Origin of the sequence: Parasulfitobacter algicola (assembly GCF_013315265.1) — a bacterium.
Taxonomy (GTDB): domain Bacteria; phylum Pseudomonadota; class Alphaproteobacteria; order Rhodobacterales; family Rhodobacteraceae; genus Parasulfitobacter; species Parasulfitobacter algicola.
In genome coordinates this window covers 96418-109869 of sequence record NZ_JABUFE010000005.1, presented here as the reverse complement: position 1 = coordinate 109869, position 13452 = coordinate 96418, and the positions used below count along the sequence as shown (strand labels likewise).

At 50.3% G+C, this 13452-nt stretch carries 12 protein-coding genes; 7 read left to right on the top strand and 5 right to left on the bottom strand.

Annotated elements, in window-relative coordinates; all coding sequences use genetic code 11:
• Positions 1 to 13 precede the first annotated feature (13 nt).
• Positions 14 to 2029, bottom strand: coding sequence for a transketolase (tkt, locus tag HRQ87_RS10360; protein WP_174138030.1), 2016 nt, complete (start codon positions 2027 to 2029; stop codon positions 14 to 16).
• 238 nt (positions 2030 to 2267) lie between these two features.
• Between tkt and HRQ87_RS10355 the strand changes: the two genes are divergently transcribed.
• A complete protein-coding gene (locus HRQ87_RS10355; RefSeq protein WP_174138028.1) occupies positions 2268 to 2627 on the top strand; it encodes a hypothetical protein in 360 nt (119 codons plus the stop codon).
• On the top strand, positions 2627 to 3031 hold the full coding sequence (locus tag HRQ87_RS10350) for a cell division protein ZapA (protein WP_174138026.1): 405 nt from the start codon (positions 2627 to 2629) through the stop codon (positions 3029 to 3031). Before HRQ87_RS10355 ends, HRQ87_RS10350 begins: the two co-directional genes overlap by 1 nt.
• Here the strand turns inward: HRQ87_RS10350 and HRQ87_RS10345 are convergent.
• Complete coding sequence (locus HRQ87_RS10345; RefSeq protein WP_174138024.1) at positions 3028 to 5433, bottom strand: putative bifunctional diguanylate cyclase/phosphodiesterase; 2406 nt, start codon at positions 5431 to 5433, stop codon at positions 3028 to 3030. The genes HRQ87_RS10350 and HRQ87_RS10345 overlap by 4 nt on opposite strands.
• Positions 5434 to 5651: 218 nt before the next feature.
• On the opposite strand from HRQ87_RS10345, the gene HRQ87_RS10340 reads away from it, so the two are divergent.
• The 5 genes from HRQ87_RS10340 (at position 5652) to HRQ87_RS10320 (ending at position 12021) form a co-directional block, all read left to right on the top strand.
• Entirely contained in the window at positions 5652 to 6512 is an 861-nt protein-coding gene (locus tag HRQ87_RS10340; protein ID WP_174138022.1) for an ABC transporter permease, read from the top strand.
• Complete coding sequence (locus HRQ87_RS10335) at positions 6509 to 7309, top strand: ABC transporter permease (protein WP_174138020.1); 801 nt, start codon at positions 6509 to 6511, stop codon at positions 7307 to 7309. Before HRQ87_RS10340 ends, HRQ87_RS10335 begins: the two co-directional genes overlap by 4 nt.
• A 2-nt stretch (positions 7310 to 7311) precedes the next feature.
• Positions 7312 to 8394 (top strand): ABC transporter ATP-binding protein, encoded by a 1083-nt coding sequence (locus tag HRQ87_RS10330; protein WP_425501548.1) that lies wholly within the window; start codon positions 7312 to 7314, stop codon positions 8392 to 8394.
• Positions 8395 to 8453: 59 nt separating this feature from the next.
• Positions 8454 to 9614: an RsmB/NOP family class I SAM-dependent RNA methyltransferase gene (locus tag HRQ87_RS10325; protein ID WP_174138016.1), complete on the top strand. Its 1161-nt coding sequence runs from the start codon at positions 8454 to 8456 to the stop codon at positions 9612 to 9614.
• Positions 9615 to 9711: 97 nt separating this feature from the next.
• Positions 9712 to 12021 carry an ATP-binding protein gene (locus HRQ87_RS10320; protein WP_174138014.1) on the top strand — a complete coding sequence of 770 codons (2310 nt, stop codon included), beginning with the start codon at positions 9712 to 9714 and terminating at the stop codon, positions 12019 to 12021.
• Here HRQ87_RS10320 and HRQ87_RS10315 read toward each other — a convergent pair.
• The 3 genes from HRQ87_RS10315 to ccmC are packed head-to-tail and all read right to left on the bottom strand — an operon-like array spanning position 12018 to position 13433.
• Positions 12018 to 12560, bottom strand: coding sequence for a DsbE family thiol:disulfide interchange protein (locus HRQ87_RS10315; RefSeq protein WP_174138226.1), 543 nt, complete (start codon positions 12558 to 12560; stop codon positions 12018 to 12020). The two genes, HRQ87_RS10320 and HRQ87_RS10315, sit on opposite strands and share 4 nt — an antisense overlap.
• Positions 12550 to 12705, bottom strand: a complete 156-nt coding sequence (ccmD, locus tag HRQ87_RS10310; protein WP_343035226.1) for a heme exporter protein CcmD — start codon at positions 12703 to 12705, stop codon at positions 12550 to 12552. The genes HRQ87_RS10315 and ccmD overlap by 11 nt, the downstream gene beginning before the upstream one ends.
• A complete protein-coding gene (gene ccmC / locus HRQ87_RS10305) occupies positions 12705 to 13433 on the bottom strand; it encodes a heme ABC transporter permease CcmC (protein ID WP_174138010.1) in 729 nt (242 codons plus the stop codon). Before ccmC ends, ccmD begins: the two co-directional genes overlap by 1 nt.
• Positions 13434 to 13452 lie beyond the last annotated feature (19 nt).

The following is a 13452-nucleotide window of genomic DNA, read 5'->3' as shown; positions in this document are numbered from 1 at the left end:
GACCGTCATAACGCTAAAGTAAACCTTTGGCTTTTTTGACGACAGCTTCGGCTGTAATCCCAAATTTCTGATAAAGTTCACCCGCCGGCGCCGACGCGCCAAAGCTGTCCATTCCGACAAAAGCCGCCTTGGCCTCGCGTCCGCGTTCACCAAGCAGCCACTGATCCCATCCCTGGCGCACGGCCGCTTCGATACCGACACGAACCGGACCACCAGGTAGCACTTTCTTGCGATAGCTATCGGGTTGCTCTGCAAACAGCTCAAAACACGGCATCGATACAACGCGCGTACCAATCCCCTGGTCCTGCAGCATATCACGCGCAGCCAAAGCGATTTCAACTTCGGACCCGGTGGCCATCAGGATCACCTGACGTTTTCCATCTGCATCCGCCAGAACATATGCCCCTTGCGCCGTCAGGTTCGACGTTTTGTGCTGCAAGCGGACTGTCGGCAATCCCTGACGCGTGAGTGACAGAACCGAAGGCGTGGTTTTCGACGACAGCGCGATTTCCCAGGCTTCGGCCGTTTCAATCGTATCAGCAGGGCGAAACACATATGTGTTTGGCGTGGCGCGCGATATCGCTAGATGTTCAACCGGCTGATGCGTCGGGCCATCTTCGCCCAAACCGATGCTGTCGTGCGTCATCACATAAACCGTCGGCACTTTCATCAACGCTGACAAGCGCATCGCGGGGCGGGCATAATCAGTGAAACACATGAATGTTCCGCCATATGGACGCACGCCACCATGCAAAACCATACCATTCATCGCAGCTGCCATCCCATGTTCGCGGATGCCATAATAGACATAGCGGCCCTTGCGATCTTCGGAGGAAAATACGCCCAAATCAGCCGTCTTGGTGTTGTTTGAACCAGTCAAATCCGCAGACCCACCGATGGTTTCGGACAGAACGGGATTGACCACCTCAAGCACCATTTCGGACGATTTCCGTGTTGCAACTTTGGGGGCGGTTTCGGATGTCTGCTTTTTCAAAGCGCGCACAGTTGCAGCCAGTTTTTTCGGGACCTCAAGGGCGAAAATGCGGTTGAATTCCTTTTGCTTGCCGTTTGACAGCGTTGCAAACCGATCTTCCCAGGCCTTGAACTCAGACGCACCGCGGCTGCCGATCTTTTCCCAAGCAGATTTGATAGCTGCAGGCACTTCAAAAGGGCCCGTTGTCCAGCCATAGGCGGCTTTTGTATCCGCGATCAACTGATCATCGGTCAAGGCGCCATGACCCTTGGATGTATCCTGCGCGGATGATCCCAATGCGATGTGCGTCTTGCAGGCGATCATCGACGGTTTCTGGGATTTCTTTGCAGCCGCAATTGCTTGGTCAATCTGTTCTGGGTCGTGGCCATCAATATCCTGCACATGCCAACCGCTGGCCTTGAAACGCATGATCTGATCAGTGCGATCAGACAGGTCAACTGTGCCGTCAATGGTGATATTGTTGTTGTCCCAGAAAACGATCAGTTTTGACAGTTTTTGATGCCCAGCCAAGGTTATGGCTTCTTGACTGACCCCTTCCATCAGACATCCGTCGCCTGCGATCACATAGGTATAGTGATCCACAACTTTCTTGCCATACTGCGCACGCAGACTTTCTTCGGCCATGGCAAACCCGACAGAATTGGCAAGTCCTTGCCCAAGGGGGCCGGTTGTTGTCTCAATTCCCTTGGCGTGACCGTATTCAGGATGCCCCGCCGTGATCGCGCCCCATTGACGGAAATCCTTGATCTGCTGCAATGTCATGTCGGAATAACCAGTCAAATGAAGAAGGCTGTACAACAGCATTGATCCATGACCTGCCGACAGAATAAAGCGATCACGATCAGCCCAATCAGGCTGGCTTGCATCAAATTTCAGATGTTTTTCAAAGAGAACCGTCGCGACATCGGCCATTCCCATAGGCATGCCAGAATGTCCTGAGTTCGCTGCATGGACAGCATCCAGGGTCAACGCGCGAATGGCGCAGGCTTTGTTCCAGTGATCGGGGTGCGCTTGGCGCAGCTTGGCTATATCCACGGGGCTGATGTCCTTTGTTTAATATAAGCAAGGTTTCGCGCGGGTGTATCAGTGTTGCCGCCAAGATCAAGTCACTGTGGGCATTTGCCTGAAGAAGTCGCGCTAAGCCTTTGGAACCTATGCCGGACATTTGACTGTGGCTTTGATAAAAGAAAAATAAGACAACAGGTGCGATTCGCATTGCAACAGATACAAAGCGCCCAAATCAAAGGCGCAAGAACAATAAGGGGGCCGCAGCATGAAGGACATCGATGCACTTCAAAGCCGCATTATTTCCGCAATGGACAGGATCAGCAAAGGGTTGGATAAAATTGGATCTGAAGCCAATAATACAGCCGTTGAAGAAGAACTGGATGCGCAAAAAGCATCAAATATCAAACTGTCCCAAGAACTGACTGCGCTGCGTAAGGCGTTGAAAAAAAGCGAAGATGCCAATCCGACCGGTTCTGAGGATCAGCAAAAAGTCCTCGATCTTGAGACTGAAGTTAAAGAATTGCGCCAAGCCAATCAAAAGCTGAAAGACCTGCAATCTGCTGACCGGGCAGAATTGGATGCAATTCTGGCTGAGTTGAAAACAGTCGTTAAGGAGAAAATATAATGGCACAGTTGGAAGTCAGCATCGGAGGTCGCAGCTTTGAAGTGGCCTGTCAGGACGGCGAAGAACATTTTCTGACGTCGGCTGCAAAATTACTGGACGCCGAAGCATCTGTGCTGATCGGTCAGATCGGACGTTTGACCGAAGCACGCATGCTGTTGATGGCGGGACTGATGTTGGCCGATAAAACTGCGGGCCTGGAAGATAAAGTGAACGCTGCAAATGAACGCGTCGCAGGTCTTGAAACGCAAGTGGCCGAGTTATTGAACCGCCCGGCCCCCGAACCCAAACGCACAGAGGTCGCCGTCGTGCCCCCTGTCATCACCGAAACACTGGCGGAATTGGCCGCACGGGCGGAAGCGATTGCTGAGAAAGTTGAAGAAAAAATCAGCACTTCAGACGGCTAGGCACAATTGTCCGTCCTAGTTTGGTGCATCTGATTGAAAAGCTTTGAAATATCCTTTGCCACCATCGGCTTGTAAAAGATATATCCCTGTACCGTAGTGAAACCTGCGGCGGTGATAACTTGCAATTCATCATTCGTTTCAACGCCTTCGACAATGATCCGCGATCCGGTCGCTTTTATCATCTTATTAACCGCACTTAGAATTGTCTGGCCGTTGGGGCGAAGATGGCAATCGGTGACAAGAGATCGATCGACCTTCACGCAATCGGATGGATATTTATGCAAATAGCTTAGTGATGAATAGCCCGCGCCAAAATCATCAACGGCTATGGAAATACCGGCTTGCCGCAAGCGCCGCAGGTTTTCTGTGGCCGAGCTGGTGTTTTCAAGCACTTCAGACTCGGTAATTTCGATGCAAAGACGCTCAAAAGGGAAACCTGTCTGTTGAAGCAGGCTAAGGACATGACCCGCAAACCGGCTATCCTGCATTTCGCTGGCGGTCACATTTACCGATACAAAGGCATGGTCAGGCCAATCCATTGCAGCGGTAATCGCTTTTTGCATGACATAAAGCGCCAATTCAAAATTACATGCTTCTTGGGCAGCAATACGAACAATGATATCAGGACGAATATAGCCGAACACAGGATGGTTCCAGCGCAACAAAGCCTCGGCCCCGGCAATTTGATTGGTCTGCACCTTGACGGCAGGTTGGAACACCAAAGATAACTCATCACCAGCAAGGGCACTTTTGATATCATGGGCAAGCTGACGTTCTTTGCTTAATTCTGCACCCATATCCGCATCATAAAATTCCAGCCCGGCTTTGCCACCGGCCTTGGCCTGATACAACGCGCGATCTGCTTCTAGTTCAAGCGTTGAGATGTCTATTCTATCACCTTGCCATATACTAACCCCCAAGCTGCATGTCAGCGGCACGATACGACCCTCAAACTCAAGACTTTCGCACAAAAGCGCATGGGTTTTCTTGGCAAAATTCTGCGCCTGTTCAATCGTATCAAAGCCTTTGCAAACCAGAAATTCATCGCCCCCTTTGCGGCCAATCAAACCGTCTTCACCGACAATATCAAACAGCCTTTCCCCGACTGTTTCGATCATTTTATCGCCTACAGCATGACCAAAATTATCATTTATCGACTTCAGGTTATCGGAATCCACAAAGATAAAGAGGATTGTATCTTGCTGGTATTTTTCACCAAACAGATTTTCGCATTTACGATAAAATTCTGTATAATTCAAAAGACCGGTCATGGCGTCATGCGTGGCAAGATATTGCACTCTTGCATTGGCTTTAACCTCATCCGTGATGTCCTTGACGTAGCCGTGATAGCCAAGTGTCATGCCTTGTTCAGACTTAGACCTGCTGCCAGCGATGATCAGAATGCGTTCCCGCCCCAACAGGTCAATCGCCGTCAACTTCAACTCAAAGTAATTGGCTTTGAATTCATCAGGGTTATCTTTTAAGGCATTAAAAACATCGGTATATTTTGCGCTGCTGGCCGCGGCCGAGATCATGTTGAACAGCGCAGCCATGTCCGGCAAGTTAGACATGTTTTGCGAAAACCCAAGTGCTCGTAAAAGCGGTTGAGACGCCGCAGAAAGTTTTAGGTTTTTATCACTTTGCCACAGCCAAGATCCACTGTTCTCGTGAAATTTCCCTAACAGAAGTGAGATCATATCGCGCTGACGCACAGCCTCAACCTTGCCTTTGAACTCAGATAAAAACAGTCCTGTGTGCCGTGTACTAGACCACAAAATAACAAGAAAAAATGCGGTCATCATTGCAACAAACGGCAGCACAGGATCCACGATGCTTAGTGACAACCCAACGACTGCAGCGACGAAAATAATTGCAAAATAAGACAAAGTAGCCAAGGCAATAGGGTATAGTGCAAATGCTCCGCCTGTGATCATACCTGCGGTCATGGCTGCGATAAAAGCAACCTCGGTCACGCCACCGCCCGGCAAAATAAACAAAACAGGATACGTCCAGATCGTGGCCAAAATTGTCGAAGATAAAACAATGGCACCGGGCCCGCGCGGACTGGCATAGCTGCGCACCTTATGACGCGATAGTTGTTTAGTCTTGGACAGGGTCAGTAACGCAAAGGCTAAAACAACCAGTCCCCAACAGACCGTCCCAAATGTCAGGCGATTAACAATGAATTGTAAACTGATAAGCGTTGCAGCGTTGAAGATATTGATTGCCATCATCATCGGAGCCAATGAAAATATCGCCTGATATTGTGCACTGCGAATAGATCCAAGAACATCGTCCCCGATGTCACCATCTTTGGACACGCCGCGCCCGGCATCCAGAAATGCAACCGTCACCCGGTCTGAAAGCTGCCCTAGAAATACTGACAAACCGGTAAGTTGCATGCGCGCTCCGTTAAATAGTCTTAACATCTCTAGATTGCATTCCTTAAGCGAACCTTAATAAAACGCGACGCACCAACCAGAGAAACGCACACGAAAAGATCCAAAACGCCTTGATACCATTAAAAAATATCGCAAAAGCAAGTTTCCTGTTTGCAAGCCAGCACTTTTTGGCTTTTTACTTTTACCTTAACGAATTGTGAAAAGCGGAAAATCAGCGGATGCTTCGAAACAGTGACAGCGCCAGAGGACTAACGCTGATCAGTCCCCCGTTGCTTTATGCTGTATTGATGCTTGCAGGGCCGTTGGGCATGATCCTGATGTTTAGTTTTGTACCCCAAAGTGATGGACCAAACACGTTGATCACTCTTCAAAACTATACCGAGGCATTGGGCGACCCTCTGTATCGGCAACTGATCATACGGTCGCTTCTTATCTCGGCCGCGGCGACAGCAATCACAGTTCTGCTGGCTTTCCCCATCGCGTATTTCATCAGCTTTTACGTCCCCCCAAAGCGCAAATCTCTGTGGCTTTTTCTAATCACAATCCCCTTTTGGACCAGCTATCTGATCCGGATCTTTCTGTGGAAAGTGATCTTGGGTCTGAACGGTCTTTTGAACACCGGCTTATTGAAGCTTGGCTTGATCAATGAACCGCTTGAATTCATCCTGTATAATCCTGCCGCGGTTGTGATCACGCTGGCACACGCCTTTGCACCCTTTGCGATTTTACCGATTTTTGTCGCACTGGAAAAAATTGATCGCAGTCTGCTTGAGGCATCGCAAGATCTAGGTGAAAGCAAAGTCAGAACTTTTTTCCGCGTAACATTGCCCCTGGCCGTGCCGGGTGTTGTGGCCAGCGTTCTGATTGTGTTCATTCCCACCGTTGGTGATTACGTCACGCCGCGTCTTGTCGGCGGATCCGAAGGCACGATGATCGCCAATATGATCCAAGTGCAGTTTTTACGGCTGGATAACCGCCCCATGGGGGCCACTCTGTCGGTCATCACAATGATCTGTGTCACGATCATTTCGCTGCTGTTTGTGCTGGCAAACCGCCGTAATATGAAAGCCAGAACATGAACGGCCTGCGGATTTACGCCCTGATCTATCTGGTTTTTCTATATGCGCCGATCATCTTGCTACCGATCTTTGCGTTTAATGACGGCACAGTGATCGCCTTTCCGCTTCAAGGCGTCACGACCAAATGGTTTTCAGAACTGATGACCGTGAATGCCTTGCATGACAGCGTGAAAAACAGTCTTTATGTTGCTGTGATCACCGCGATTTTTTCGACACTTTTGGGCATTTGCGCAGCACGGGCACAAGCGCGTTACAGATTTCCCGCCAAGAAGGGTATCGTTGGACTGATCATGCTACCGTTAGTTCTTCCTGAAATTATCGTGGCGGTATCGCTGTTGATCGTTTTTCTAAGCCTGGGTTTTAATATCGGTCTGTGGACCATCATTTTGGGACATGTTCTGATCTGCACACCTTTTTCCATAGCCATCCTGAATTCCAGTTTTCAAAATCTGGATCCTTCGATCGAAGAAGCCGCACAGGATCTAGGCGAAACTCGGTTTGGCACGTTCCTAAAAATCACGTTACCGCTGGTCATGCCAGGCATTGTATCATCCTTGCTGATCGCCTTTACCATCAGCATGGATGAATTCATCATCGCCTTTTTCCTAAGCGGAACAGAACCCACCCTGCCCGTTTATCTATGGAGCCAGCTGCGTTTTCCCCAACGTCTGCCTGTTGTTATGGCACTTGGTACTATTCTGGTTGTCCTGTCCATTCTGATCCTGATCCTGGCCGAAGCCATGCGCCGCTATGGGCTACGGCGCAGCGGCATGCAGGACAAAGGGGGTTTTCTATGACAATGATCACGCTGGATGGCGTCGAAAAATACTATGGTGACTATCGCGCATTACGCGGGATCAATCTGACAATCGGCGAAGGCGAATTCTTTTCCCTGCTTGGGCCCTCAGGCTGCGGAAAAACCACATTGCTACGCACCATCGCAGGGTTTGAGGACGTAACAACCGGCGCCGTCACAATCGATGGCAAGACCATGACAAACGTGCCTGCCAACAAGCGGCCGACAAACATGGTCTTCCAAAGCTATGCTATTTTCCCGCATTTGAATGTCGCTGAGAACGTGGCTTTTGGACTGCGACGGCGGCGGGATTTAAACAAAAAGGCCAAAAATACTCTGGTCGAGGACGCGCTGGATATGGTCGGCCTTGATGGATTTGGCGACCGTGCAGCGCATGCACTGTCGGGCGGTCAACGCCAACGCGTCGCGCTGGCCCGCGCACTGATCCTGAAGCCCAAGGTTTTGCTGTTGGATGAACCTTTGTCGGCACTGGATAAAAAGTTACGCGAACAGATGCAAAGCGAACTGCGGCGCTTGCAACGGCAGGTTGGTATCACCTTTATTCTGGTCACCCATGATCAGGAAGAAGCATTGATTATGTCCGACCGCATTGCCGTGATGTTCGAAGGCCAGATCGCGCAACTGGCTAATCCGCAAACCCTGTATCGTCGCCCTATCAATCGTAAAGTTGGTGAATTCATCGGTGTGATGAACACATTGCCCGCACAGGTCAAAATCGCCGTCGGCGCGCGCGTATCAGTGGATGTCGCCGGACTTGGCCCGGTGATGCTGACACCCGATCAGTGCCCAAGTGGCGCAAAAACGGGTGAAACACACGTGGGCATCCGGCCTGAGACTATGGCAATTCTTTTCGACGGTGAAACCAGCGACGGAAATATCGCAAACGGCATGATCCACGAATTGGCCTATTACGGCGATATGACCTATTACGATGTCAAGTTAGATGGGATTGAGCGGCCTGTCACGATTTCAATGAAAAACCTTGTCGGACGTCCGGTTCTGGAACGTGGTCAAAGAACACGTGTGCGGTGGGATGAACGATCTTTGGTGCTGTTCAAGGAATAGACGCTTTCCTATTCCGCGTTAATCGCTAAACAGGGCGAACCCAATTCAGGATCGCCACCATGACCCCCGCTGCCCGTGTCGCTGCCGCAATTGATATTCTTGACCAGGTTTTGGACGGCATGCCTGCCGAACAGGTCCTGACCCGATGGGCGCGGGGCAGCCGGTTTGCAGGATCAAAAGACCGCGCCGCCGTGCGGGATCACGTGTTTGACGCCCTACGTCAGCGCAACACATTCGCGCATTTGGGGGGTGGATTGAAGGGGCGCGGTCTGATGATTGGTCAGACACGTGCGGCAGACATTCCCTTGGATCAGATATTTAATAGCCAAGGTTATGGCGCCGATGCTTTGACCCAAGCCGAACTGGATCATCTGCCCACGGGTCCATTGCCCCCCACTGCCGATATGCCAGAATGGCTTCACCCTGCCCTGCGCGATAGTTTGGGCAATGATTTCGAAGCCGTTTGCGCCCAGATGCAAACCCGCGCACCCGTTTTCTTGCGGGTTAATCTGCATAAAACGACATTGGAACAGGCCCAAAAAGCGTTGCAGGAAGAAGATATTCTAACCAAACCCAATTTGCTTGCTTCCACCGCGCTGCAAGTGACCAAAAATGCCCGCCGTGTGCAAAACAGCAAAGCGTATGCCGCAGGCCTGGTCGAACTTCAGGATGCCGCCAGTCAAGCTGTGACAGCGGGCTTACCGCTGAAATCAAGCCGCGTGCTGGATTACTGCGCAGGTGGTGGTGGCAAAAGTCTGGCGATGGCAGCCCTTGGCGCAACTGTGTTTGCGCATGATATCAATACTGACCGCCTGAAAAATATTGCGCCAAGGGCTGACCGCGCCGATACGCCGATCACATTGCTTGATTCTGATGAAATCGCAGACCACGCCCCCTTTGATCTGGTCTTGATCGACGCGCCTTGTTCGGGCAGCGGATCGTGGCGCCGTAGCCCTGATGCAAAGTGGCGCTTGACGTCCGACGCACTGTCCGACTTGCATGATATACAAAGCAAGTTGCTGGAAATAGCGCACCCGCTGGTATCATCGGATGGCATTTTGATCTATGTCACCTGTTCAATCCTGATGTCTGAAAACCAGACGAAAATCACTGATTTCACCTCGAAAAACCTTGATTGGCATGTGAAAAGTGAACAGATTTTGACGCCCTTAGATGGCGCAGATGGATTTTATTGCGCCCGCTTAAAGCGAGTTAAATAAAATAAATCAATCTTTAATAGAATTACATACCAAGTTAAGGTATCTTTAATACCTTAACAGCGATAGATCGCATGACCCGAATTGAAAGGAAGACCAATTGGCCGATCAGTCAATTTCTCTTCAACCGATAATACATGCGGCCCTGCGACTTTCACCCCAGGCAAGGTTTATCCTGCTTGCCGGATCCGTTTTCGTTATCATCGCGGTTTTCCTGCAAGACCCGATCCTGTCTTTGATTGCGACAATGTTATCAGGAGTTTTCTTATGTCTGACCACTCTGATCTGGACAGTAACGCTTCTTGCATACCGATCTGAACGACAGTTCACCCATTCCGTGTCATCAATGGTGCAGGACGATCATGCGTTTTGCTATCTAACAGACAGCGAAGGCATGGTCGAATATCAGAATAAAGTTGCCATTCAAGAAGGTGAAGATTGGCTAAAACAACCACTATCTGGATATCTGAAACGGTATTTCGCAAATGCATCCGCTGTGCTGCACCGCTTACAGAATAAAGCACAAACTGCAGGTGCGGCACAGGAAAATGTGATCACGCGCCAAGGACACATGCGCTTGTCTGTACACAGATTAGCTGACAGTCATTTTCTGTGGCGGGTCGAAGAAATTGCAGAGTCGCCATCCTTTGTGCGCAATATGTCTGCGATCAATCTACCCATGCTAACAGCGACCAAACACGGTACAATTCTATCAATGAATGATGCCATGCAGGACATCATCGGACATCGCACCAAATCCCTGAACAAGATTATTGCCGACTTGCCTATCAGATCCGGGGGCCTGCATTCAATCGAAGGCGCAAATGGCCTTATATCCGCCCGCATTATCGAAACCCAAGGCGCCGCTGGACGTCGTGAAGTCTTTATACTGCCAAATGCCAAAGCAGACAGTCAAAGCCATGTGAACTGGGCCTTGTTCCAGACATTGCCCGTACCACTTTTGAAGATCAGCTCGAACGGCAGCATCATGGCCAGCAACCAATCGGCACAACAGCTGTTCGATACACCAATCAAGGCCGATATGCGGTTAAGCGACCTGGTCGAAGGGTTGGGCAGATCCGTCACAGACTGGATCGCCGACACATTGGAAGGGCGCAGCTTACCCCATGCCGAGGTGCTGAAAGTCAAAAGTGCGGAACAGGAAAAATTTCTGCAAATCACGCTAAGCCGCATCATGGATAATGATCAACCTGTCCTGATTGCCGTTCTGAATGATGCGACCGAATTCAAAACCCTGCAGGCGCAGTTCGTGCAAAGCCAGAAAATGCAGGCCATTGGTCAATTGGCGGGCGGTGTGGCCCATGACTTCAACAACCTTTTGACAGCAATTTCAGGGCATTGTGACCTGTTATTATTGCGCCATGATCAGGGCGATCATGATTATGGCGATCTGATCCAGATCAACCAAAATGCCAATCGAGCGGCCAGTCTTGTCGGTCAACTTCTGGCTTTTTCACGTAAACAAAATCTGCAGCCTGAAACCATAGACCTGCGTGATACATTGGCAGATCTGACCCATTTATTGAACCGCCTTGTCGGTGAAAAAATCACACTTTCACTGCTGCACGATATGGGCCTGTCACCCATTCGTGCTGATAAGCGTCAACTGGAACAGGTGTTAATGAACCTGGTTGTAAATGCCCGTGATGCTATGCCGGAAGGCGGCGAGATTATCATCGAAACCAAATCACGCGTTTTATCTGAGCCGCTTGAACGTGACCGCGCTATTGTGCCACCCGGCAGCTATGTCACCGTGAAAGTAACGGACCATGGCAGCGGTATTCCACCCGAAAAATTAACTAAGATTTTTGAACCGTTTTACACCACAAAACGCACGGGTGAAGGCACGGGTCTGGGTCTTTCGACCGCCTATGGCATTATAAAACAATCTGGCGGTTTTATCTTTGTCGACAGCGTTCGCGGATCAGGCACAACGTTTACACTTTATTTTCCAGCACATGAAAAGCCCACCGTTGTGGACATGCCGAAAGCCAAAAGCGTCGAGAAAGCCCCGGAACGGCAAGGCGAAGGTATTATCCTTCTGGTCGAAGACGAAGCCCCGGTTCGTGCCTTTGCATCACGCGCCTTGCAATTGCATGGTTATTCCGTAATCGAAGCCGAAAGTGCCGAAGATGCACTTAACACTCTGGAAGATGACAGCCTTCAGATTGATCTTTTTGTCACCGATGTGATCATGCCTGGTCTTGATGGGCCAACTTGGGTCAAGCAAGCATTAAAGAAACGGCCCGATGTTAAAGTGGTCTTTGTTTCAGGATATGCCGAGGATTCGTTTGCAGACGATCAGGCGCAGATCGCAAATTCAGTTTTCCTGCCAAAACCATTTTCACTGACAGAACTGACTGCAACGGTGCAAAAACAATTGGCCTAGGGCTGCGTCGCCGCTGTGATTACCGGACGAATTTGTTCGGCCAGTGCACGCTGTGTCACTGGACCTGCAAAGCGTAACAAAATCGTGCCGTCTACATCAATAACATAGGTTTCGGGTATGCCATAAACCCCCCAGTCCAAGGCCGTATCCCGCCCGGTGATATCAGTCCCAATTCCGGTATAGGGGTCACCCAGTTGCGTTAGAAATCTCAAAGCAGCCGCACTGTCCGGCTCTTTATAATTGATCCCGTATATCGGAATACCTTCTTCGGCCAGTTGCATTAGGTTGGGATGCTCAACACGGCAAGGCGTACACCAACTAGCCCAGAAGTTAACCAGCTTTACACCATCACCGCGCAAATCTTCATCCGAAAACAATGGTTTGTTCGCAAGTTTTGCGATCTCAAGTGGCGGTGCACTCTGCCCCACCCGCGCAGAAGGCAGCGCATCTGGATCATCGCGCATCGTACCGAACAAAACCAATCCCGCAAACCCTGCAAAAACCAATGGCGGCAGCAAAACCAAGGGCTTAACCACGATGTTCTCTCCGATCTTCCATATCTTTCAACCGCTTCACAGCCATGCGTGATTGCAGCCAGCAAAACACAACAAAGCCAAGGATCAGAATGATCGACACGGCATAGGCTAGCAGCACATCAGCTGCGTATTTTCCAAGATCGGGCATCATGCCATCCGTTCTCGTGCCATAAGCGCCCGGATACGGCGTGATCTGATTTCCGTTCGCGTGCGCACCAGAACAAGCGTGATAAACAGCAACACAAACCCTGCCATGCAAATCAGTAACGGATAATAAAACTCGTTCGCAATATTGGTTTCCTTATCCAACGAAAGCGACGCTTCCTGGTGCAGTCCGCGATCCCAAAAAATGAACGCGTATCGCGACAACAGCGCAAAGACCGACCCGACAAGGCAAAGAATAGATGTCATATCAGCCGCCGCGTCCACATCATCCACAGCTTCCCACAACGCGATATAGCCAACATAACAGAAAAGCAGGAACATAAAGGACATCAGCCGCGGATCCGGTGCCCAATACGTGTTCCAGATCGGTTTACCCCAGATCGCGCCAGTGAACAGCGCAATTAATGTCATGACAAGCCCAATCGGGGCTGCAGCCTTGGCTGCAAGCGCACTGACATGGTGTCTGCGGATCAACCAGATTAGGGACGCCACCAGCATCATCAACCACGCATTGATTGCCATTAACGCCGATGGCACATGCAGATAGATAATCTTGACGGTTGATCCTTGTCGAAAATCATCTTGTGTGAAGAAAAAACCCCACACAAGGCCGACCACCAGACAAGCGGCTGTTATGCAAATCAACCATGGCAGAATGACCTGCGAGGTCGACATGAATTTGCGCGGATTTGCGTATTCCCAGAATGACATACTGCCTAATTAGCCCCCC